The organism is Rhodococcus coprophilus NBRC 100603, from assembly GCF_001895045.1.
Lineage (GTDB): Bacteria > Actinomycetota > Actinomycetes > Mycobacteriales > Mycobacteriaceae > Rhodococcus > Rhodococcus coprophilus.
Window position 1 is genome coordinate 67843 of the sequence record NZ_BDAM01000010.1, and the last position, 21286, is coordinate 89128.

20 protein-coding genes are annotated in these 21286 nt (G+C 67.7%); 4 read left to right on the forward strand and 16 right to left on the reverse strand.

The genetic code is table 11. From position 1 onward, the window contains the following. Positions 1–34: 34 nt before the first annotated feature. Entirely contained in the window at positions 35–1072 is a 1038-nt protein-coding gene (gene fbaA, locus RDCOP1_RS16920; RefSeq protein WP_072702922.1) for a class II fructose-bisphosphate aldolase, read from the reverse strand. Positions 1073–1249: 177 nt separating this feature from the next. Here fbaA and RDCOP1_RS16925 point away from each other — a divergent pair, with 177 nt between their 5' ends. After that, complete coding sequence (locus tag RDCOP1_RS16925; RefSeq protein WP_304362877.1) at positions 1250–1999, forward strand: VTT domain-containing protein; 750 nt, start codon at positions 1250–1252, stop codon at positions 1997–1999. A gap of 122 nt (positions 2000–2121) precedes the next feature. On the opposite strand, the gene RDCOP1_RS16930 is transcribed toward RDCOP1_RS16925, so the two are convergent. The 3 genes from RDCOP1_RS16930 to RDCOP1_RS16940 form a co-directional block, all read right to left on the reverse strand. Then, a complete protein-coding gene (locus tag RDCOP1_RS16930; protein ID WP_072702925.1) occupies positions 2122–3246 on the reverse strand; it encodes a glycoside hydrolase family 76 protein in 1125 nt (374 codons plus the stop codon). A gap of 114 nt (positions 3247–3360) precedes the next feature. Then, positions 3361–4044: a TrmH family RNA methyltransferase gene (locus tag RDCOP1_RS16935; RefSeq protein WP_072702928.1), complete on the reverse strand. Its 684-nt coding sequence runs from the start codon at positions 4042–4044 to the stop codon at positions 3361–3363. A gap of 1 nt (position 4045) precedes the next feature. Then, positions 4046–4654 carry a hypothetical protein gene (locus tag RDCOP1_RS16940; protein ID WP_072702931.1) on the reverse strand — a complete coding sequence of 203 codons (609 nt, stop codon included), beginning with the start codon at positions 4652–4654 and terminating at the stop codon, positions 4046–4048. 155 nt (positions 4655–4809) lie between these two features. Between RDCOP1_RS16940 and RDCOP1_RS16945 the strand changes: the two genes are divergently transcribed. Then, complete coding sequence (locus tag RDCOP1_RS16945; RefSeq protein WP_072702934.1) at positions 4810–5253, forward strand: hypothetical protein; 444 nt, start codon at positions 4810–4812, stop codon at positions 5251–5253. A gap of 7 nt (positions 5254–5260) precedes the next feature. On the opposite strand, the gene RDCOP1_RS16950 is transcribed toward RDCOP1_RS16945, so the two are convergent. From RDCOP1_RS16950 to clpB, 9 genes are all read right to left on the reverse strand, one after another. Beyond that, positions 5261–5986: a lysoplasmalogenase family protein gene (locus RDCOP1_RS16950; protein WP_072702937.1), complete on the reverse strand. Its 726-nt coding sequence runs from the start codon at positions 5984–5986 to the stop codon at positions 5261–5263. A 53-nt stretch (positions 5987–6039) separates the two neighbouring features. After that, positions 6040–7176 carry a galactokinase gene (gene galK, locus RDCOP1_RS16955; protein WP_072702940.1) on the reverse strand — a complete coding sequence of 379 codons (1137 nt, stop codon included), beginning with the start codon at positions 7174–7176 and terminating at the stop codon, positions 6040–6042. Further along, positions 7173–8294: a galactose-1-phosphate uridylyltransferase gene (gene galT / locus RDCOP1_RS16960; RefSeq protein WP_072702943.1), complete on the reverse strand. Its 1122-nt coding sequence runs from the start codon at positions 8292–8294 to the stop codon at positions 7173–7175. Before galT ends, galK begins: the two co-directional genes overlap by 4 nt. Positions 8295–8297: 3 nt before the next feature. Next, complete coding sequence (gene pyrE / locus RDCOP1_RS16965) at positions 8298–8837, reverse strand: orotate phosphoribosyltransferase (RefSeq protein WP_072703751.1); 540 nt, start codon at positions 8835–8837, stop codon at positions 8298–8300. A 109-nt stretch (positions 8838–8946) separates the two neighbouring features. After that, a complete protein-coding gene (locus RDCOP1_RS16970; RefSeq protein ID WP_231922893.1) occupies positions 8947–9552 on the reverse strand; it encodes a LemA family protein in 606 nt (201 codons plus the stop codon). A 105-nt stretch (positions 9553–9657) separates the two neighbouring features. After that, positions 9658–10443 carry an SDR family NAD(P)-dependent oxidoreductase gene (locus RDCOP1_RS16975; RefSeq protein ID WP_072702947.1) on the reverse strand — a complete coding sequence of 262 codons (786 nt, stop codon included), beginning with the start codon at positions 10441–10443 and terminating at the stop codon, positions 9658–9660. A 42-nt stretch (positions 10444–10485) separates the two neighbouring features. After that, on the reverse strand, positions 10486–11163 hold the full coding sequence (locus RDCOP1_RS16980; protein ID WP_174555832.1) for a TtfA family protein: 678 nt from the start codon (positions 11161–11163) through the stop codon (positions 10486–10488). A 21-nt stretch (positions 11164–11184) separates the two neighbouring features. Next, the gene (locus tag RDCOP1_RS16985) at positions 11185–12210 is read right to left on the reverse strand and encodes a hypothetical protein (protein WP_072702950.1); all 1026 of its coding nucleotides are present in this window, start codon (positions 12208–12210) and stop codon (positions 11185–11187) included. 66 nt (positions 12211–12276) lie between these two features. Next, a complete protein-coding gene (gene clpB, locus RDCOP1_RS16990) occupies positions 12277–14832 on the reverse strand; it encodes an ATP-dependent chaperone ClpB (RefSeq protein WP_072702953.1) in 2556 nt (851 codons plus the stop codon). A gap of 223 nt (positions 14833–15055) precedes the next feature. Between clpB and RDCOP1_RS16995 the strand changes: the two genes are divergently transcribed. Beyond that, entirely contained in the window at positions 15056–16216 is a 1161-nt protein-coding gene (locus tag RDCOP1_RS16995) for an FAD-binding oxidoreductase (protein WP_072703758.1), read from the forward strand. Between the two features lie 30 nt (positions 16217–16246). On the opposite strand, the gene RDCOP1_RS17000 is transcribed toward RDCOP1_RS16995, so the two are convergent. After that, positions 16247–16810 (reverse strand): hypothetical protein, encoded by a 564-nt coding sequence (locus RDCOP1_RS17000; protein ID WP_072702956.1) that lies wholly within the window; start codon positions 16808–16810, stop codon positions 16247–16249. 61 nt (positions 16811–16871) lie between these two features. Further along, positions 16872–18425 carry an AMP-binding protein gene (locus RDCOP1_RS17005; protein ID WP_072702961.1) on the reverse strand — a complete coding sequence of 518 codons (1554 nt, stop codon included), beginning with the start codon at positions 18423–18425 and terminating at the stop codon, positions 16872–16874. 200 nt (positions 18426–18625) lie between these two features. Here RDCOP1_RS17005 and RDCOP1_RS17010 point away from each other — a divergent pair, with 200 nt between their 5' ends. Further along, the gene (locus tag RDCOP1_RS17010) at positions 18626–19417 is read left to right on the forward strand and encodes an FAD-binding oxidoreductase (protein WP_072702964.1); all 792 of its coding nucleotides are present in this window, start codon (positions 18626–18628) and stop codon (positions 19415–19417) included. A 47-nt stretch (positions 19418–19464) separates the two neighbouring features. Here the strand turns inward: RDCOP1_RS17010 and RDCOP1_RS17015 are convergent, their stop codons facing one another. Continuing rightward, positions 19465–21174 carry a 3-ketosteroid-delta-1-dehydrogenase gene (locus RDCOP1_RS17015; protein WP_072702967.1) on the reverse strand — a complete coding sequence of 570 codons (1710 nt, stop codon included), beginning with the start codon at positions 21172–21174 and terminating at the stop codon, positions 19465–19467. Positions 21175–21286 lie beyond the last annotated feature (112 nt).

A 21286-nucleotide genomic window follows, 5' to 3' on the forward strand; every position in this document is an offset into this window, starting at 1 on the left:
TGTCGAACAGCGAGTTGTTCCGCTGCTGACGGACTTACTTGGCGGAAACGGACCGTCCCGCGGACCGGAGATCGTTGCAGGCCTCGATGACGCGCTCGGTCATCGACGCCTCCGCCTTCTTCAGGTAGCTGCGCGGGTCGTAGACCTTCTTGTTGCCGACCTCACCGTCGATCTTGAGGACGCCGTCGTAGTTCGAGAACATGTGCCCGGCGATCGGACGGGTGAAGGCGTACTGCGTGTCGGTGTCGACGTTCATCTTCACGACGCCGTAGCCGAGCGCTTCGTCGATCTCGGACTTCAGCGAACCGGAACCACCGTGGAAGACGAGGTCGAACGGCTTCGAGCCCTCGGGAAGTCCCAGCTTCGACGCGGCGACGGCCTGGCCCTCGGCCAGAACAGCCGGCTTGAGCTTGACGTTGCCGGGCTTGTAGACGCCGTGCACGTTGCCGAAGGTCGCGGCGAGCAGGTAGTGACCCTTGTCGCCTGCACCCAGCGCGTCGACGGTCTTCTCGAAATCTTCGACGGTCGTGTAAAGCTTGTCGTTGATCGCGTTCTCGACGCCGTCCTCTTCGCCACCGACGACGCCGATCTCGATCTCGAGGATGATCTTCGCTGCGGCGGCGTCGGCGAGGAGCTGCTTCGCGATCTCGAGGTTCTCGTCGATCGGGATGGCCGAGCCGTCCCACATGTGCGACTGGAACAGCGGGTTCTTGCCGGCGTCGACGCGCTCCTTCGAGATCGCGATGAGCGGCCGGACGTAGCTGTCGAGCTTGTCCTTGGGGCAATGGTCGGTATGGAGCGCGATGGTGACGTCGTACTTGTCGGCAACGACGTGAGCGAATTCGGCGAGTGCCACGGCACCCGTCACCATGTCCTTGACGCCCAGGCCCGAGCCGAACTCGGCGCCACCGGTGGAGAACTGGATGATGCCGTCGCTACCGGCGTCCGCGAATCCCTTGATCGCGGCGTTGATGGTTTCGGACGAGGTGCAGTTGATCGCCGGGAATGCAAAGGAATGCTCCTTGGCGGTAGCAAGCATCTCGGCATAGATCTCGGGAGTCGCGATAGGCACAGCGGCTGTCCTCCAATGAGAAGTCGATCGGCATCCCGCCGGGGTGAGGCAGGTGCCGTGGTTGTCCTTGCAGTATGTCAACTGACACGCCCGGTCGATACCCGGGCCGGGTCCTGCACGATCCCGCCAGGGTGTTGCGATTCGGGTCCCCACCCCCGCGCCGGTACCCTGGCGAACGTGACTTTGGTAGAAGCCTCGGAATCTGTGACCAATTTGGCCTTGTTGCCCGGGTTTCTCGACCCTGTCAACCTTCTGAACTCGTTCGGCACATGGATGCTCATCGGCCTGCTGGTCGTGGTGTTCATCGAATCGGGACTGCTGTTCCCGCTGCTGCCCGGCGATTCCCTCCTGTTCACCGCGGGTCTGATCGCGGCGGCGAAGTCCGCGGAGGTCGAACCGTTCGCGCCGTTGTGGGTGCTCATGGTGACGATTCCGATCGCGGCGATCCTCGGCGACCAGGTCGGGTACTTCATCGGCACCAAGGGCGGCGCGAAGCTGTTCAAGAGCGATGACGCGAAGATCTTCAAGAAGAGCTACCTCGACGAGTCACATCGCTTCTTCCTGCGGCACGGCCCGGCCATGATCTTCCTTGCACGCTTCGTACCCATCGTCCGCACGTACGCGCCGCTCGTCGCCGGCGCCGCGAAGATGCCCTACCGCGTGTTCATCACCTACAACGTCATCGGCGGAATCGTGTGGGGTGCGGGCGTGACGCTGCTGGGCTATCTGCTCGGCCAGATCACGTTCATCGCCGACAACGTCGACTACATCTTCCTGTTGATCGTGTTCGTGTCGGTGCTGCCGATCCTCAACGAGATCGTCAAGCGGTTCCTCGCGTCGCGCCGCGGCACCGCTGCCGCTGCCGCACCGGCCGCCGACTCCGAGCCCGCGACGATGCCCATCCCGCGTATCACCCGCGGCGAATAGTCCTCACGTCGGAGAAGGTGGTTGCCGTCCGGTTCGCCGGGTGGCAACCACCTTTTTTCGTCTGTAAGGGCAGTGGAGTCTGCTGAGGGCAGTGGAGTCTGTGAGGGCAGTGCAAACGAGCCCTAGGTCGTCGCAGGTTTCGCCGCGCGTTCGGCTGCGACGGCATGCGCGGCCTCCATGAGCATCCAGCCGCCGAGTTGCACAGACAGGTCTCGTTCCGCGATTGCGGAACCGCGCACGGAGCCGTGGGAGAACTGCGCGATCGCTGCCCCGAAATCGGGCAGACGAGCCTGCCGCGTCCAGTCCTCGCCGAACAGCGGAAGTTCTTCGACCTGCAGACGGTTCTCCCACGCGGCGTCCGCGGAGGCCAGCACGATCCGCGCCGCAGTGTTGCGAGCACGCACGTCGTCGTTGTCCTGCACGGGCAGGGTCGTCGCGACCATTGCGAGATACCGGGCGAGAATGCCGTTGAACAGTCCCCCGTCACCCCCGCCACCCCCGCTGATCACGCTACGTTCGGTGAGGTTGTCGTCGACAGCTTCGACGAGCCGATGTACGCGTTCCCGGTGCCTGGAGTCACCGAGTTGGACGGCGAGTTCGGTTTCGAGCCCGAGCGTGACGCCTTGCGAGTAGCTGTAGACGGCACGGTCGTGCACACCTTTGCGGATGCCGTCGAGCACGAGGCCGGTCTCGGGGTCCACGAGCGTCTCGTCGATCCAATCCCCCATTTCCTGCGCCCGCCAGACCTTGCCCGCACGAGCGAGCAGCAATGCTGCCGGGCCGTTCGCCGGAGCGTTGAAGAAGTCGTCGCGGCGACGCCACGGGATACCGCCACCCTGCTCGGGTTTCCACGCGTCGGACAACTCGCCGGCGATGGTGTCGAGCGCGGAACGGTGGTCGACATAGAGGTGCCGCTGGGCGCGCTCGAGCGCCAGGCCGAGCCATGCCATGTCGTCGAAATAGTCGTTGGTCCAGCCCGTGAGGTTTCGGATGCGGTGTGTGCGGGTCAGGCGCACGACACGTCGGCGGCGCCGGGACGTCGCCTCGCGTTCGGCGGCGTCGACGGCCAGGTCGATCAGGTGCGCCTGCCACCAGTAGTGCCACGTTCCGAAGATCCGCTCACGCCGCGCTGCGGGCCACCCGACCACGCCCAGCGCCGTGCCCGGTAGCGCCCACAGCCTGCGCACGTGACGTGACATCACGGCGGTTTCCGCAGCGTCTGCACGCTCCGACCACAGCCCGGGCATAACGTTCATGATCCTCATCCCACAATGCCTGCAAAATCCCGCTGCGGCACCGCGTGGTGCCGGATTCTTCATCCCACTTCGGACGGTCCGCGTTACTCCGCCCGAGTGAGATCGTTACCACGCGTCGGCGAGGTCGGCGTGCTGCCGAATCCAGGCGTGCATCGCGATACCCGCGGCCACTCCCGCGTTGATCGAGCGGGTCGAACCGAATTGTGCGATGGAGACGGTCATCGACGCCACCTGCCGGGCCCGTTCGGTGACGCCCGGCCCCTCCTGCCCGAACAGCAGCAGGCAGTTGCGCGGCAGTGCGACCGTCTCGAGAGGCACCGATCCGGGCGTGTTGTCCACCGCGACGACCGTCAGGCCCCTGGCCGCCGCCCAGTCGAGCAGCGTGTCGACGTCCGGGTGATGCATCAGGTGCTGGTACCGGTCGGTGACCATGGCCCCGCGCCGGTTCCAGCGTCGACGGCCGATGATGTGCACGGTGTCGACCGCGAACGCATTCGCCGTGCGCACCACGGTACCGATGTTGGCGTCGTGCCCGAAGTTCTCGATGGCCACGTGCAGCGGGTGCCGGCGGCGGTCGATGTCGGCGACTATCGCCTCACGCGTCCAATAACGGTAGGCGTCGACGACGTTGCGGCTGTCGCCGTGCGCGAGCAGTTCGGGGTCGTAGCGCGGGTCTGTGGGCAATTCTGTCCCGAATTCTTCGACCCACGGTCCGACGCCGTGCGGGTGTTCTCCCCACTCGGTAGGTCCGGGAGTCTCTTCGGCCTGGGTCTGCTCGTCCGTCGACACGTCAGAAGGTTTCGTTCGAGCCGGGTGCGATGGTGAAGCCGTGCCCGGTGCTGTCGTTGGCGCACGTCACGTCGACGTCCGTGGTGGTGCAGGTGTAGCCCAGTTGCGTGAGTGCGGAACCGGGCGGGAGCGCCGGGCTCGTTCCGTCGGGCGAGAGATACACCGGACCACCCGAACAGAGGAATTCGCCGGGTCCGGTGTCCTTCACCCGGATGCCGTGGCCCCAGTTGACGACACAGTTGTCGGGCTGCGGGGGTACGGGGTCGGTGGCACCTTCGCAACCCGCCTCGGTGCGGGTGGGCAGGCGCACGATGCCGCACTGGAATGCTCCGTCGGGGCTTGCGAAATAGTACGACTCGTTGCGTTCGTACTCCACGTCGACCAGCGTCGTGGTGGGCGCGCTCGGGGTGGGTTCCGGCGGCGGAGTGGTCTCCGGCAGTGCGGACGTGGTGGTGGGCGCCGATTCGGTCGTCACGGTGGCCGCTGCAGACGTCGAACGCGCCGCGGACGGCGTTTCGGCCTGCGACTCCTCGGTGGTGGACGAACCGCACCCGGCCAGGACGAGTGCGGCGCACCCGACCGCCGCGACAGAGGACAACCGACTTCTCACGTAACACCCTCCCGACGATGTGCGGAGTTCACTCTAACGATCCGGGAGCGGCACCCGAGCACCCACCGTGCTCGTGCGGACCCCGCCCCGAATGCTTCGCCGCAACGCGGCCACGAGGCGGGCCCTCCGGTCTACCCTTGGACGCGGAGGGAGTCATGTACCACCGTCGAACCGGGTACGCCGTCGCATTCGTCACGACGGCGTATCTCATCGTGTTCTCGCTGTGGCTCAACCTCTTCTATCCGAAGTCCGAGCCCGGGACGGTGGGATTCCAGATCATGTTTCTCGTGTGCCTGTACGGCACCGTCCTGGGTTTGGCGATGATCTTCTCCGATCGCGCTTCCAAGGTCCAGCGCAAGATCGAGCGGGAAGGGTTCGAAGGCTGGGCGACGGTTCGTTCCGCGCGACCCGTTCGCAAGACCCGCTCGGGTCAGCTCACCGAACTCGATCTCGACCTGATGGTTCCGGGTTCCGAGCCCTACCACGGGAAGGTCTTCTACGAGGTTTCTCGTAAGCACCTGCCGCGCTATACCCCGGGACAGGTGGTGACGATCTTCGTCGACCCCGACGACCGGGACCGGATCCTGCTGTTCCCCTGATCCGCCGTTATCGCGCGTTCCGGCGCGCGAGGGCGAGCATTCCCTCGACGAGCATCACCTGCGCCGCCACGTACGTCACCAGCACGAATCCCTCCGCGGCAGCACGCGCCCGTTCGTTCTTCAGCAGCGTGCGACGCAGGACGATCGTGCCGTCGGAGGCGGTGAAGACCAGTCCGCCCAGCCCGAGCCAGCTACGCCGGTCGGCGCCGGGTACGGCAAGCCCCGCGACCCGCGGAGCGCCGGGGGCGAGAGACGAATCGCCGGCGAGCGTCGCGGTGGTGCCGAGCACCGCGCCGTAGCCGGTCAGAGGTAGGGCGACCGTACGGCTGCGGGTGCCGAGCAGTCCTGCCGCACCGAGGACCGCGCCCGCGCGTTGCAACGCGGCGCTCCTGGTCACCCGGGCGCCGTGCCGGACGAGCACCGTCGAGTACGCAGCCTGCATCACCGCGAACGAACCGGCGCCGCGCAGGATGCGCGGATCCTCGTCGGAACGGATCATGAAGACGTCACCGGCCGTGGCGGCGGCGAGACCGCCGAGCAGCAGTGCGGTGTCGGCCGGCGTGGTGTCGCGCGACTGCCGCAGCACCCGTACCGCGAGAGCGGGTCCGATGAGGGGCTTGGCGACGCGCTGCCAGGATTCCTTCTCGAGTACCGCACCGGCGACGGTCACGGCGGTCGCCGCCGCGAGGACCACGTGTTCTGCGCCCCACGGACGTCGACCGAACCAACTCATGGGCCGCACAGTACCTGTCGTCATCGCCCAGACGGCATCGCGTCCCGGCGTGACTATCGGCAGCGACGCGCGGCCCCCGCCGGTGCCGCCCGCAGGAAGCCGGGGGCGGGAAGCGCCCGCCGGGCAGCGGCATCGGTGACCGCCGCTTCGATCGCGTCGACGCGATCGAGGTCGCACAATACGATCGCCGAACCACCGAACCCGCCGCCGACCATCCGGGCTCCCGCGGCACCCGCGTCATGTGCGGCGGCGACCGCGGTGTCGAGTTCGAGGCAACTGACCTCGAAGTCGTCGCGCAGCGACCGGTGCGACGCGTCGAGCAGGGTTCCGAGATCATGAATCCGGCCCGTCCTCAGGGCGTCGGCCGCGAGACACACCCGGTCGATCTCCGTGACAACGTGCCGGGCGCGGCGGCGCAGCACCGGGTCGTCGAGTCCGTCGATCGACGAGGCGTCGCGCAGTGTCGCGACCCCGAGTTCCCGGGCGGCGTCTTCTACCGCACGGCGACGCTCGCCGTACTGCCCGTCGACGAGGCGGTGGGCGGTGCGTGTGTCGACGACCAGAAGCGTCAGGCCGTGGGACGCGGGATCGAAGGGAAGATGCTCGACGCTGCCGTCCGCGCAGTCGAGCAGGAGTGCGTGGCCGGCACGACCGCGCAATGCGATCTGCTGATCCATCCCGCCGGTCGGCGCTCCGACGTACTCGTTCTCCGCAATGACGCAGGCGGCGGCGAGCCGGTCGCGGCCCGCGTCGTCGGTGGGCAGACCGTACAGCTCGGCCGTCGCCAGCGCGACCGCAGCCTCGAGCGCAGCGGACGACGAAAGACCGGACCCTACAGGAACATTCGAGGAGACTGCGATGTCGAGGCCGGTACATCCGGGTGGGTCGAGCGCGTACAGGACACCGGCGGCGTACGCGGCCCAGCCTCTCACCCGCGAGCGCCCACGCAGCGACGGCAGGTCGGTTTCGGCACGGTCGAATCCCGCGCTCACCATACGCACGCGGCCGTCGCTGCGGCGACGCACGGCAGCCGCCGTGATCTGCTCCAGCGCGATCGGCAGACACAACCCTCCGGCGTAGTCGACATGCTCACCGATGAGGTTGACGCGCCCCGGTGCGCACCACACGCCGTCCGGTTCGCCGCCGAACGACTCGGTGAACGCGCGCGCCGCGTCGTCGCACACCGTCACGGTCCGACCTCGCGCAGGCGCGCCGCGATACGCTCCGGGGTGGTGTCGCTGATCCACGCACCCATCGCGGACTCCGACCCCGCCAAGTACTTCAGCTTGTCGGGGGCGCGACGCAGCGAGAAGATCTGGCAGAACAACCGGCCGTGTTCCCGATCGTCGCCGACCGGCGCCTGATGCCACGCGGCGATGTACGGCACCCGGTCGACACCCTCGAAGTAGCGGTCGACACGAGCGAGCATGTCGCACTGGAGCATCGCGAGTTCGTCGCGTTCGGCATCGCCGAGAGCAGCAAGATCGGGGACGTCGCGGTGCGGCGCGAGATGCACTTCGATCGGCCAGCGGGCCGCGGCGGGCACGTAGGCGGTCCATGCGCGGCCGGACCACACCACCCGGGTTCCCTCCCGACGTTCGGCGTCGAGCACGTCGCGTTGCAGCGACCGGCCGGTGCGCGCACGATGCTCCCGGGCGCGCTCGACGAGCGTCGCCGTGCGCGGCGGGAGGAAGGGATAGGCGTAGATCTGACCGTGCGGGTGCTGCAGTGTCACACCGATTTCGGCGCCGCGGTTCTCGAAGCAGAACACCTGCCGCACTCCCGGTACTTCCGACAGGGCGGCGGTACGGGCAGCGAGGGCATCGACGACGGTCCGCGCCCGCGAGGGACCGAGGTCGGCGAACCGTGCGTCGTGCGCGGAGGTGAACGCGACGACTTCGCATCGCCCGTCGGCGGGGCGGCGCGACCACAAGGGGTCACGATCGGTATCTGCAGACGCGCTGTCGTCACCGTGGGCACCGAGGGCGGGGAATCGGTTCTCGAAGACGACGACGTCGTAGTCGCCGGCGGGAATCTCGGTGGCCGTCTCGGGAGTGCTCGGGCACAGCGGGCAGTCGGCGACGGCAGGCAGGAAGGTGCGGTCCATGCGATGAGCGGCGAAGGTGACCCACTCCCCGGTGAGCGGGTCGCGGCGCAACTCCGACATCGCAGCGACCGGCGGCAGCACTCGCCGGTCGTGGGATTCGCGGGTCGCCGTAGCGGACACGTACGGTTCGGTGTCGTCGAAGAAGATCAGCTCGCGGCCGTCCGCGAGCCGCGTCACCGTCTGCCGGACCCGCTCGGCCACGCGCTACCCGTCGGCCAGACCCAGGTCGTCGAGCCCGAGCAGCGAACGGTATTCCACGCCCTCGGCAGCGATGACCTGGTCGGCGCCGGTGGCGCGATCCACGACGGTCGCGACGCCCACCACGACCGCGCCCGCATCCCGCAGGGCCTTGACGGCCGTGAGCGGGGAGTTGCCGGTCGTGGTGGTGTCTTCCACGACGAGGACGCGCTTGCCGGTCACGTCCGGTCCCTCGATCTGACGCTGCATCCCGTGTGCTTTCGCGGCCTTGCGGACGACGAACGCGTCGATCGGGCGTCCGGGAGCGTGCATCACGGCCATCGCAACCGGATCGGCGCCCATCGTCAAGCCGCCGACGGCGTCGAAGTCCCAGTCGGCGACGAGTTCGCGGAGCAGTTTGCCGATCAGGGGAGCGGCGCGGTGGTGGAGCGTCGCGCGGCGCAGATCGACGTAGTAGTCGGCTTCCTTGCCGGACGACAACGTCACCCGGCCGTGCACCACCGCCAGCTCACGTACCAGTGCTGCCAGTTCGTCACGGTCACTCATCAGTCGTCCCTCATCGTCGTCTCGCGCGGCCGGTCGTCGCGTCCGCTTCTTCGCGGCCACCCGGTTGGCGGCGCAGCGTCGGCAACGAGCCTAGTCGCCCACCCGACGGTCAGGCAGCGACGGGATCGGGTCCCGCCTTCGGTGCGAGGGTTCCGTCCTGAAGGGGCGCATCCTGCACCGGAGACACGACCGGGGCGGCCGCCTCGAAAAGCGGGACCGGACCGATAGCCCCGATCTTCGCGTACAGCGAGGTGGGGAAACTCGCGACCGCATCGTTCAGCGTGGTGCCGATGTCGTTGCACACCCGGACGGCCCCGGCGATCCGCTGCTCCCGCACCTGCAACTCGCGGGCGACACGCACGAAAGGCCAGTGGCTGGTGCCGTCCAGGCCGCCGATGAGATCGTGCAGGGCCGCGGAGAGGGTGTTCTCGGCAGCGGCGCGCTCCGCGAGCCCGAGTCGCTGGTCGCGCATCTCGATGGCGAGCGACCGGGCACCGACGACGGGCCGCAGCATGGCCCGGTCCACACCGGCTCCCGCCGACGCGGCGATCAGCGTGGGGACGAGATCGTAACGGTCGTCGAGTTCGTGGCGGAGCAACCGCAAGCTGTCGCGATGGCGGAGTCGCAGCGTCCGCAGGCGCTGGACACCCACGCGTATCCAGAGTGTCGTTGCCGCCACCGACGCCACAACAATCACCACAGCCACAGAGGTCACGGTTGAGAAATGTACTCACGTGTGTGGGCGACGCGATAGAGGGCTCCCGCGTGTCACCTTCGCGTAGCCGTAACGTGACCTTCCGGCCCGCGTGGATCGCCCGGTTCAGGTGCGTCCGCGCCCGTTGCCCAGACGGGCGGCAATCTTGCGCACCAGGTTCTGCGGCACGAGGCGGCCGGCGGTCGCGAGCACCTTGTACTGGATACCCGGGATGCTCCGAACCTTTCCGGATTCGAGGTCGGCGAGCGACGTGCGGACCACTCGGTCGACGTCGAGCCACAGCACGCCCGGGGTAGACGACATGTCGATCCCCGCGCGCTTGTGGAACTCGGTGCGCACGAATCCGGGGCACAGCGCCTGTACGCGTACTCCGGTCCCGGCGAGACCACCCGCGAGACCTTCGGTGAACGAGACCACGTACGCCTTGCTTCCCGAGTAGGTGGATCCACGACCGGGCACCAAGCCGGCGACACTCGCGACGTTGATGATGTCTCCCTTGCCTGCCGCGATCATCGACGGCAACGCGGCGCGGGTGAGCTGGACGACCGCCGTGACGTTCACGTCGAGCTGGGCCTGCAGCAATTCGGGGTCGGCGGTCCAGAATTCGCCCGTGGTCCCGAAGCCCGCGTTGTTGACCAGCATGTCGACGCCCCGCGCGAGGCGCTCCGCCACCGACGCGCGACCGTCCGCCGTCGCGAGATCGGCGGGAAGCACTTCGGACGAGGCACCGAACCGGCGCTCGAGTTCGGCAGCGAGATCGTCGAGAGCGGTTCGATTGCGGGCGACGAGAACGAGGTCGTATCCACGTTCGGCGAGGGTCCTCGCGAATCCTGCACCGATGCCCGAGGTCGGGCCGGTCACGAGCGCGACGGGACGCGAAGGTGAAGTCATGGCCGCCACCCTAGCGGCGAGCCGCACCCGCCGGAAGGAATGTCAGCGATGCGTGGACGGGCGGCCCGGGTCGTGCTCGACGCGCGCGATCTCCTCGGATTCCGTGGATGCGACCGGGGGCGGAAGCACATGCAGGATCCCCGACAACCGGGCAACCGTCTCGATGGCCGAATCCCACTCGCGTCCGTTGCTACCCACCGGGATCGATCCCAAGGTCCATTCCCCTTCGCTCCACAGCATCTGGATGTGGTCGGGGATGGACTGGGTGAACGCGACCATTCGCTGGTCGCACACGCGTCGTGCGATCTCGAGATCGGTGGCGAACACGATGCGGGGCCCGATCGAACCGAGCAGGTTCATGTCGGAGTCCTTCGGGGGCGGCGTCGACTTCAGCCGCAGGTCGATGTCCACATCGGAACCGACCTTGCGGCGCACCGCAATGATCGTCGCGGTCTCTTCGATGTCGAAGAGGGTGAAGTGCTCGCCGCGGCGGACACCCCGCACGACATCGATGGCACCGAGGTACTCCTGCTTGGCCAGCGCGGCGCGGTGCCAGTGCGACGGCAGGTGGTCGTCCGACGCCGTGTACTTGTAGCCCTGGGCACGCGCCCAGATCTCTCGCACACGCCCCGATTGTTCACGCCGGGTCCGGTCGACATACAGCAGCGCGAGCGCGCCGAGCAGCGCGACCGCAGCGAGAGCAAACCACAAGAAAGTCATCGACACGAAAGCCTAGCCTGTTCAGCGACCCGGACCGTCGAATGACGGCATCGACGCGCTGACGACGGTCTCGGCGGTCATGCGCCCCGACTCGACCGGCGTGCCGGTCGCGACCACTGCCGAGCCGACGGTCAGCGCGGACGGATCGTCTCCCGACAAGGTGATGATCTGGGTTTCGGGTGTGAGCAGCACGGTGACGAGCGACCCACCGAGCCCGCTGATCGTCAGGCTCGTCCCTTCGTTCGCGGTGACCGTGCCCACGACTGCCCCGGAATCGCCGATGATCTCGCCGAGACCACCCGGAAGCTGGTCGAGGGGAGGAATCGACGGCGACGCCTCCGGGGAGAGGTCGTCGGGCTCGGCCGGGGCCGTGGGCGCCGGCGTGGTGAACGGGCGAGCTCCGGTAGCCGAGTCCGACGTACCGCTATTGCTGAGAAGGAAACCGATGGTTGCTCCGAGCGCGATGAGGACCACCACGGCGAGCAGAAGGATCCCCCAGCGCGGGCCTCGCGGAGTCTTCTGCGATCCGTCCGGTCCGGTCGGGCCCCCGGGAGGCATGGTCGGGGGGTAACCGGGGGGCGTCTGGTCCGGCGATTGCCCGAAGGCTTGGGTCGGCTGATAACCCTGCGGACTCTGGTACCCCGCCGCCGGCTGGTACTGCTGTTCGTACTGCTGCGTTGGGTACTGCTGCGTCGGCTGGTACTGCTGCGTCGGCTGGTACTGCTCGGCCGACCCGTACTGCTGCGTCGGATACTGCTGCGTCGGCGCGTGATCCTGCGTGGGCTGGTAACCCTGCGTCGGCTGGTAGCCGGGCGCCGGGGGGTACGGCTGACCGGGCTCCGGATACACCAGAGTCGGGTTGGTGACCGGTGTCCCGTACGCCGCGGTGGGGTCGTCGGTGTGCAGCACACGGGTGTCGTCGTGCGCTGGGCTCTGCTGCGCCTGCGTCGGGTCCTGCTGCGACTCGTCGGACGGCGTGACGCCCTGCGACTCGTCGAGCGCGTAGGCCCGCTCCTGCGGCGTGCGCGGATCGCGCGGCTCTGTCATAACCCCTCCCACAGTAAACGTGCGCGTTTCCGGTAGCGAGTGCTACCGGAAACGCGCACGAGAGGGTCAGTTACCGAGGACGAGCCGGTCGCCGTCGTCGCTGACGCCCACCGGGACGGTGTCGCCGTCCTTGATCTCACCGGCCAGCAGCTTCTTGGCCAGCTGGTCGCCGATGGCCTGCTGGATGAGCCGGCGCAGGGGGCGTGCACCGAACTGCGGATCGTATCCACGCACTGCCAGCCACAGCCGCGCACTGGAGTTGACGTCGAGCGTGAGGCGCCGTGCCTCGAGCCGCTTCGCCAGCTGCCCCAGCTGGATGTCGACGATCTGCGCGAGCTGCTCTTCGGAGAGCGGATCGAACACGACCACATCGTCGAGCCGGTTGATGAACTCCGGCTTGAACGCTGCCCGCACCGCCGCCATCACGTGGTCCTTGTCGCCTCCGGCGCCCAGGTTGGACGTGAGGATCAGGATCGTGTTGCGGAAGTCGACGGTACGTCCCTGTCCGTCGGTGAGCCGGCCGTCGTCGAGCACCTGGAGCAGCGTGTCGAACACGTCGGGGTGGGCCTTTTCGACCTCGTCGAACAGCACCACCGAGTACGGGCGCCGCCGCACGGCTTCGGTGAGCTGACCACCCGACTCGTAGCCGACGTATCCCGGAGGCGCACCGACCAGACGCGCGACCGAGTGCTTCTCGCTGTACTCCGACATGTCGATGCGCACCATGGCCCGCTCGTCGTCGAACAGGAAGTCGGCGAGTGCCTTGGCCAGCTCGGTCTTACCGACACCCGTGGGGCCGAGGAACAGGAACGAGCCCGTCGGACGGTTCGGGTCGGACACACCGGCCCGCGCCCGCCGTACGGCATCGGACACCGACTGGACCGCCTGGTCCTGGCCCACGACACGCTTGCCGAGTTCGTCCTCCATCCGGAGGAGCTTCGCGGTCTCACCCTCGAGCAGACGACCTGCCGGGATGCCCGTCCACGCGGCGACCACATCGGCGACATCGTCCGGCCCGACCTCTTCCTTGAGCATCACGTCGTCGCCGGCGCCGGTTCCCGACGCGGCAGCCGCGGCTTCGAGTTGCTTTTCCAGTTCGGGGATGCGGCCGTACCGAAGCTCGGCGACCTTGCCGAGATCACCGTCGCGCTCGGCCCGTTCCTCTTCGCCACGGAGCGCTTCGAGTTGCTCCTTGACCACGCGGACCGAATCGATCGCGGTCTTCTCGTTCTGCCACCGCGTGGTGAGCTGGTTGAGCCGTTCGCGTTCGTCGGCGAGTTCGGCCCTCAGCTTTTCGAGACGATCCTTCGAGGCGGCGTCGGTTTCCTTCTCCAGCGCCATTTCCTCGATCTCGAGGCGCCGGACGATCCGTTCGACCGAATCGATCTCCTCGGGGCGGGAGTCGATCTCCATGCGGAGCCGCGACGCCGCCTCGTCGACGAGGTCGATGGCCTTGTCGGGCAGGAAGCGCGAGGTGATGTACCGGTCGGACAGCGTCGCCGCGGCGACGAGCGCGGAGTCGGTGATGCGCACACCGTGGTGCACTTCGTAGCGCTCCTTGAGGCCGCGCAGAATGCCGACGGTGTCCTCGACACTCGGCTCCCCGACGAAGACCTGCTGGAAGCGCCGTTCGAGCGCGGCATCCTTCTCGATGTACTTGCGGTATTCCTCGAGGGTGGTCGCACCGACGAGACGCAGTTCGCCGCGCGCGAGCATCGGCTTGATCATGTTGCCCGCGTCCATGGCGGATTCGCCGGTCGCACCGGCACCGACGATCGTGTGCAGCTCGTCGATGAACGTGATGATCTCGCCGGCCGAGTCCTTGATCTCGTCGAGTACCGCCTTGAGTCGTTCTTCGAATTCGCCGCGGAACTTCGCACCGGCGACCATTGCGCCGAGGTCCAGTGCCACGACGGTCTTGCCGCGCAGCGACTCCGGCACGTCGCCGGCGACGACGCGCTGAGCGAGCCCCTCGACGATGGCCGTCTTGCCGACGCCGGGTTCACCGATGAGAACCGGGTTGTTCTTGGTGCGGCGCGAGAGCACCTGCACGACACGGCGGATCTCGTTGTCGCGGCCGATGACCGGATCGAGCTTGCCCTCACGGGCACGGGCGGTCAGATCGGTCGAGTACTTCTCGAGGGCCTGGTAGGTCGCTTCGGGGTCCGCGCTGGTGACGCGGCGGTTTCCGCGCACAGCGGTGAACGCGTCGCGCAGGGCCTCGGGCGTCGCGCCCTGTCCCACAAGAAGCTTCGCGACGTCGGAGTCGCCGCTCGCAAGTCCGACGAGGACGTGTTCGGTGGAGACGAACTCGTCCGAGAGTTCGGTTGCCAGCTTCTGAGCGGCCGAGAGCGCGGCGATCGCCTCGCGCCCGAGTTGCGGGGTGGTGGTGGCGCCGGTGGTCTGCGGAAGTGCACCGACGAGCCGATCGGCCTCGGCACGGACCCCCGACGGGTTGACGCCCACCGCTTCGAGCAGGGGCGCGGCGATGCCGTCCGTCTGGTCGAGCAGCGCCACGAGAAGATGAGCCGGCCGGATGTCCGGGTTGCCGGCAGTGGACGCGGCCTGGAGAGCCGCCGTCAGTGCGGCCTGAGTCTTGGTCGTCGGGTTGAACGAATCCACCGCGCGCCCCTTTCACGTCGAATGCTGGTGATTCTGTACCTGTGGACCGGTGTCCACGAGGTTCGCTATGCATAACGGATACAAGATTGAGTTTGTTCCGCTCAAGTTTCTTGCTGCTGTGATTCACACCATAGCTACAGATGGACACTCACGGTGTAGCCGACCGGCACTCGACCGACTACAGTGACGGCGTCCGGCAGGCGCAGTACGTGGGAGGATGGCGTTGGAGACTTTCGCCATCGCGCGAGTGCAATTGAGCTTCGCGTCGATCGCAGCGACCGCAACCGGACCGGAACGGTTCGCCTCGGCGTTCTACACGACCCTGTGGTCCGAGTCCTCCGGCACCCGCGAGCTGTTCCCGGCGGGCATGGAGAGCATGCGTCACCGGTTCACCACAGCGATCGGCTGGGTCGTCAACCGGTTGACCGACTTCGATGCCGTCGAGGCGTTTCTCGGCCAGCTCGCGCGCGACCACCGCAAGTACGGCGTGCGGCCGGAGCACTTCCGCGCGGCCGGTTACGCCCTGCTGTTCGCCGTGCGGGAATGCACTCCGTTCATCCTGTGGACCGCCGCCCTCGAGCGAACCTGGGCGGAGGTGATCGGGCGACTCGTGGAGACCATGGCAACCGCCGCGGCCACCGACGATCTCCCGGCCGTCTGGGGCGCAACGGTTGTCGGCCATGAGCGGGTGCTGCCCGATGTGGCGATCATCCGCCTCGAGACAGACACGCCGATACCCCACTACGCGGGTCAGTACATGAGCGTGCAGATCCCCCAGCGGCCCCACATGTGGCGTTATCTGTCAGCCGCGATTCCCCCGAATCCGCACGGCCAGATCGAGTTCCACGTGCGACGCGTCTCGTCCGGCTGGGTCAGTCCCGCACTCGTCAACGAAGTGCGCGTCGGCGACCGCTGGCTGATCGGACCCCCTCTCGGTGGTCTGCGCGTCGACCGCGACAGCGGCCAGGACGTCCTCATGATCGCGTCCGGAACCGGACTGGCACCCCTGCGTGCGCAGATCATGGAGATGGCGATGCGCGGCACCAATCCGCGGGTGCACCTCTTCTACGGCGGCAAGTACCCGTGCGACCTCTACGATCTCGAGACGCTGTGGCAGATCGCGATGACCAACCCGTGGCTCACCGTGGTCCCCGTCGTCGAAGAGAACGAAAACCCGTGGTGGCACCCGGTACCCGTGCGCGAAACACCCAAGGGTCTCCACCGCACGATGTACGGAAAGCTCGGGAAGGTCGTGGGCCAGTTCGGCACGTGGTCCGATCGGCAGATCCAGATCGCCGGCTCACCGTCGATGATCCGGACGACGATCTACGCGTTGTCGGCGGCGGGCACACCTCGCCAGAACATCAGCTTCGATCCGCTGTAGTCCCGGCGCCAGTGGGCTGCGGGGCCGGTGTCAGGTGCCTTGTGCGGCAACGGCGCGGGCGAATTCCGGATGCGCCCGCGACACCACCAGATGCGCACCGTCGTCCGCCACAGCCATCCCGAGCGCCGCCCGCGGTTCGATGACGCGCAGCGCCACGTAGATGGGAAGAAAGGACAACCCGAACACGGCGAGCAGCGCGAACCCGTAGACCTTGGGTGCGCCCTGCACGAGGGCGAACACCAGCGCGAGGAAGACGACGCCGAGCACGGTACAGGTCGCGGCCGCGGCGATCTGCCAGCGGACGCGGACGGCGACGCACCGCGCGCACGCCGGCCACTCCACCGCTGCGACCTGCACTGTGTACGCGGCCTCGAGCGCCGAACCGAGCCGACCGGACTTCTGTTCGGGCCACGACGCGTCGGAGGAGACGGTGACGCGCACACGGTCGACCTCGGGTTCCCCGTGCCGAGCGCAGATCGGTGGCACCGGCTCGATCGGCGTCATCGCTCCGCTACCCAGCGTGTCCACCGCCCCGGGACCCGGATACTCGACGGCCAATCGCACCTCGACCCGCTGGGGTCCCCCGTTTGCCATGCGAGGGAGTATGTCAGGCCGCGCTCCGCCGGGAAAGCCGACATTTCCGGCGACAGCCGATCTATCGGTACGACGCGCGCAACGTCTTCTTGTCGAGCTTTCCGAGCGGCGTGAGCGGCAGCGAATCGAGGAAATCCACGGACTTGGGGGCATGTACCGAACCCTTGGCGGCGCGGACCTGCTCGATCAGTTCTTCCGCGGTCACCGTCCGGCCGTCACGCAGCACGACGCAGGCCTTGACGGCTTCTCCCCACTTCTGGTCGGGCACACCGACAACCGCCACCGAGGCGACGGCGGGGTGGGACGAGATGGCGTCCTCGATCTCGCGGGGGAAGACGTTGAAGCCCCCGGTGACGATCATGTCCTTCTTGCGGTCGACGATGGTGAGGAAGCCGTGCTTGTCGGCGCGCGCCACGTCGCCCGTGTGCAACCACCCGCCGCGCAACGCGTCCGCGGTTTCGTCGGGCTTGTTCCAATAGCCCTTCATGACGAGCGGGCCTCGCACGCAGATCTCACCGAGTTCTCCCTGCGGCACCTCGCGGAGGTCGTCGTCGAGCAGGCGCACGTCGAGCCACGGCACCGGTCGTCCACACGACGCGAGTCGTTCCGGATCGTCCGCGAGGTGTTCCTCCTTGCGCAGCACCGAGATCGTCATGCCGCACTCGGACTGGCCGTAGAACTGGAAGAACACCTGGCCGAGCCGCTCGATCCCTTCCTGCAGCCGCGCCGGCGACATCGCCGAGGCTCCGTAGAAGAGCGTCTCGAGGCTCGACAGATCCCGGGTGTCGAAGTCGGGATGGTCGAGCAGCAGGTAGATCATCGTGGGTACGAGCATCGTCGCGTTGATGCGGTGCTTTTCGATGGTTTCGAGCACAAGTCCGGGTTCGAAGTACGGCAGCACGTACAGGCAGCCACCGCGCAGCAGCGTCGGCACGAAGAACGCGGCACCGGCGTGCGAGAGCGGCGTGCAGATCAGAAAACGCGGCTGGTCGGGCCACTGCCACTCGGCCATCTGGATCTGGGTGAGCGCGGCGCCGGAACGGAACGACCCCATCACGCCCTTCGGCTTGCCGGTGGTTCCGCCGGTGTAGACCATCGACGACGTGTCCTCGGCCGACACCGGAGCAGCCACGAGGCGCTGCTCGGTGAACTGCTCGGCGAGCGCGAGGATGTCGGTGCCCACGGACGAAGGGCCCAGCGAGAACAGGTTCTTCAGGGTCGGGATCTGCGCCTGGAGTTCGGCGGCCCGCTCCTCGAAGTGGTCGGGATCGAAGATGAGCGTCTCGATCTCGGCGTCGGAGGTGATGTAGAGGTGGTCGGCGAGCGAACCCATCGGGTTGAGTGCACTGTTCCGGCAGCCCGCCACCATCGTCGCACCCATCGAGATGAGAACCTCGGGCCGGTTCTTCGACAGCATCGCGACCGACGATCCCTGCCCGATCCCCACCGACGCGAGGGCTTGCTGGAACCTGCTGATCGCGCCGCGCATCTCGGCGCCGGTGAGGACCACGTCGCCGAGGTTCAGCGCCGGACGATCCGCGCTCCGGTCGAGCGCGGTGATGAGCAGGTCCGGCGTGAAGACGGGCCGGTGCAGGTCCGCGTACTCCTCGATCATGGTCGTCCTTCCGGGTCGGTATCGTGGTCCGGTGGGTGTGACGGCCTGCGAGGTCGCACTGAAGATGTGGTCGTCGTCACCCGGCTCACGTCACGATAACCGCTCCACCACCAAAACTGAAACACGTTCCACTCTGTCGGGGTGTGTGTTCCTCGCCTAGAGTCTGTGCAACATCGCGCCACACCACCCGGGGGTCACGAATGCAGTCGGCTACGCCGTCATCGACCGACACCGACGTCGCGGTCTCCGCAACCGTGGTCGAGCACCACCGTCTGCGGCACGATCTGGCCGTCGTCAGACTCGAATGCGACAGCGAGATCGTGCCGTTCCGCGCAGGCCAGTACGTGGACGTCACAGTGCCGCAACGCCCCAACCTCCCGCGTCGCCTCTCGCCCGCGCTGCCCCCGTCGATGGACGGCAAGCTCGAATTCCACGTCCGCACAGTGCCTGGCGGCTGGGTCAGCAAGACGATCGTCGAGTCGACGAGCCCCGGTGACGTGTGGACCGTGGGCAGCCCCCGCGGCGGGGACCTCCACATCGACGACACCGGACGCATCGTCGTGATGATCGCAGGCGGCACCGGACTGGCCCCCCTGCGCGCACTCCTCCTCGACGTCGCGCGGCGGCCGCAACCGCCGCGCACATTCCTGTTCGTGGGTGGCCGCTCGCCTCGCGACCTCTACGCGGCAGACATGCTGGCACTGCTCGGGGAAGCGTTGCCCTGGTTGACGATCGTGCCGGTCACCGAGTCGCTGTACGACCCCGCGATCGCCGATCCGTTCCACGACCGGATCGCCGCACACGTCGGTGATCTCGGCATCGACCCCGAGGAACTGCTCGAAGGCACTCTCGGCGACATCGTCACCTCGTACGGGGCGTTCGGCGATCACCAGGTGCTCGTCTGCGGGTCCGCGCCGATGGTGCGATCCACCGTGCAGAGGTTGCTCGAGACCGGGACACCGCTCGAGAACATCCGCTACGACCCGTACTGAGTCCCCGGCGGTCGCGCCGCCGGGGACTCGGTGCCTCACCGCGTGCTTTACTGCGCGGCGGCTGCTCCAGCTGCGTCGCGGGCGGCAATGTATCCGAACACCAGCCCCTGGCCGATGGTCGCGCCGGCGCCGGGATAGCGATGACCGAAGGCGTTGGCCGCGGTGTTGCCCACCGCGTAGAGCCCGTCGATCACACTGCCGTCTTCGCGGAGCACGCGCGCCCGCTCGTCGGCCCGCACGCCACCGCACGTGCCGAGATCGCTCAGGGTCATCTTCACCGCGTAGAACGGGCCGTGAGTCAGGGGGCGCATGTTCGGGTTGGGCCGAACCGTGGGATCACCGTAGTACCGGTCGTAGGCGCTGCCGCCACGGCCGAACTCGGAATCCGTTCCGGCTGCGGCATCCTCGTTGAACGCGCCGAAGGTCTCGGCGAACGTGTCCACCGGCACTCCCATCGACGCCGCGAGTTCTTCGGCGGTCGAAGCACGGTGAGCGATGCCGGCCTTGTACCAGGCCTCCGGCAGCGGCTGACGCGGAAACACCCCGGCCGCGAACACGTAGCTGTTGCGGTACTTCTGGTCGAAGACGATCCACATCGACTCGATCGGATCACCCGCGCGTTCACGTTCGAGCACCAACTGCCCGAACGACATGTAATCCGAGGACTCGTTGGTGAAGCGCCGTCCGGTCTGATCGACGATGAATGAACCGGGCAGCGATCGCTCCGCGAGCATGACCATCGGCGGCTTGCCCGGCCTGGTGGGCGCGACGGCAGGGAACCACCACGCCTGATCCATGAGATCCAGGTCGGCACCGATCTCCTGGGCCGCCTTGATCGCGTCACCGGTGTTGGTCTCGGCGCCGAGGCTTTCGTTGTCGAGCAGGCGCTCGGACTGGAACTTGCGCCGCATCGCCATGTCGTGGTCGAAACCGCCTGCGGCGAGTACGACTCCGCGGCGCGCGGTCACCGTTACCTCACGCCCGTTCTGCTCCAGGACGGCGCCGGTGACCCGGTCGCCTTCGGTGACCAGACGCACGAGCGAGGTCTCGGTCCAGACCGGTACGCCGGCCTTCAGCACACCCGCGAACAGTCCCGCGGCGATCGCCTGGCCACCGGCGACATATTCACGCTTGACGGCGAGCCCGGCGACGCCCTGCGCCAATCGCTTGAAGATGCGCGGGAAGCCCTTGTGCGGCACGCGCAGCATGAGGTTCATCCACTTGTAGTCGGCGCCCGTCGTCGGCATCGGCAGCCCCGCCTCCATCAGGCCCGGGCGCAAACGTCCGCGTTCCTCACCGAGCACGGACAGGTCGAGCGGCTTGCATTCACAACTGCGTCCCACCGCCGAGCCACCGGGCAACTCGGGGTGGTAATCGGAATAACCCTCCGCCCAGAACAGCTTCATCGGCGTCGTGCGCCGGAGCATGTCTACGGTCGCCACACCGTTGTCGACGAAGGCCTCGCCGCGCTCGGCCGGTGCCGTGCCGTCCACCACGGACCGGACGTAGGTGTGGCCGCGCTCGAGGGTGTCCCCCGACCCCGCCTCGGTCAGAATCGGGTTGGCCGGAACCCAGAACGCACCGCCGGAGCGAGCCGTGGAACCACCGACATGCTGTGCCTTCTCCACGATCAGGGCCGACATGCCCAATTCCTTGGCGGCGAGGGCAGCGGACATTCCGGTGCCCGAGCCGATCACGAGCAGATCGACGGTGGTATCACGGGCGGTGGTCACGGGCGGAACAGGCATCGTCGCCATCAAATCTCTCCTTGGCCTGGTTGTGTGCTGGACCGTATGGCAGGGCGGGCGCCGCTACGGACGTGTTCCCGACCAACGGGATCTGTTTTTGTCGTACGAAGACATCGAGTTA

Bases quoted from the DNA above. Each gene is read 5' to 3' on its own strand.
- RDCOP1_RS16945 (WP_072702934.1), top strand. From the start codon at position 4,810: ATGTACCACCGTCGAACCGGGTACGCCGTCGCATTCGTCACGACGGCG.
- RDCOP1_RS17005 (WP_072702961.1), bottom strand. From the start codon at position 18,425: ATGATCGAGGAGTACGCGGACCTGCACCGGCCCGTCTTCACGCCGGAC.
- RDCOP1_RS17015 (WP_072702967.1), bottom strand. From the start codon at position 21,174: ATGGCGACGATGCCTGTTCCGCCCGTGACCACCGCCCGTGATACCACC.
- RDCOP1_RS16980 (WP_174555832.1), bottom strand. From the start codon at position 11,163: ATGACTTTCTTGTGGTTTGCTCTCGCTGCGGTCGCGCTGCTCGGCGCG.
- RDCOP1_RS17010 (WP_072702964.1), top strand. From the start codon at position 18,626: ATGCAGTCGGCTACGCCGTCATCGACCGACACCGACGTCGCGGTCTCC.
- RDCOP1_RS16930 (WP_072702925.1), bottom strand. From the start codon at position 3,246: ATGCCCGGGCTGTGGTCGGAGCGTGCAGACGCTGCGGAAACCGCCGTG.
- RDCOP1_RS16985 (WP_072702950.1), bottom strand. From the start codon at position 12,210: ATGACAGAGCCGCGCGATCCGCGCACGCCGCAGGAGCGGGCCTACGCG.
- RDCOP1_RS16975 (WP_072702947.1), bottom strand. From the start codon at position 10,443: ATGACTTCACCTTCGCGTCCCGTCGCGCTCGTGACCGGCCCGACCTCG.
- pyrE (WP_072703751.1), bottom strand. From the start codon at position 8,837: ATGAGTGACCGTGACGAACTGGCAGCACTGGTACGTGAGCTGGCGGTG.
- RDCOP1_RS17000 (WP_072702956.1), bottom strand. From the start codon at position 16,810: ATGGCAAACGGGGGACCCCAGCGGGTCGAGGTGCGATTGGCCGTCGAG.
- RDCOP1_RS16950 (WP_072702937.1), bottom strand. From the start codon at position 5,986: ATGAGTTGGTTCGGTCGACGTCCGTGGGGCGCAGAACACGTGGTCCTC.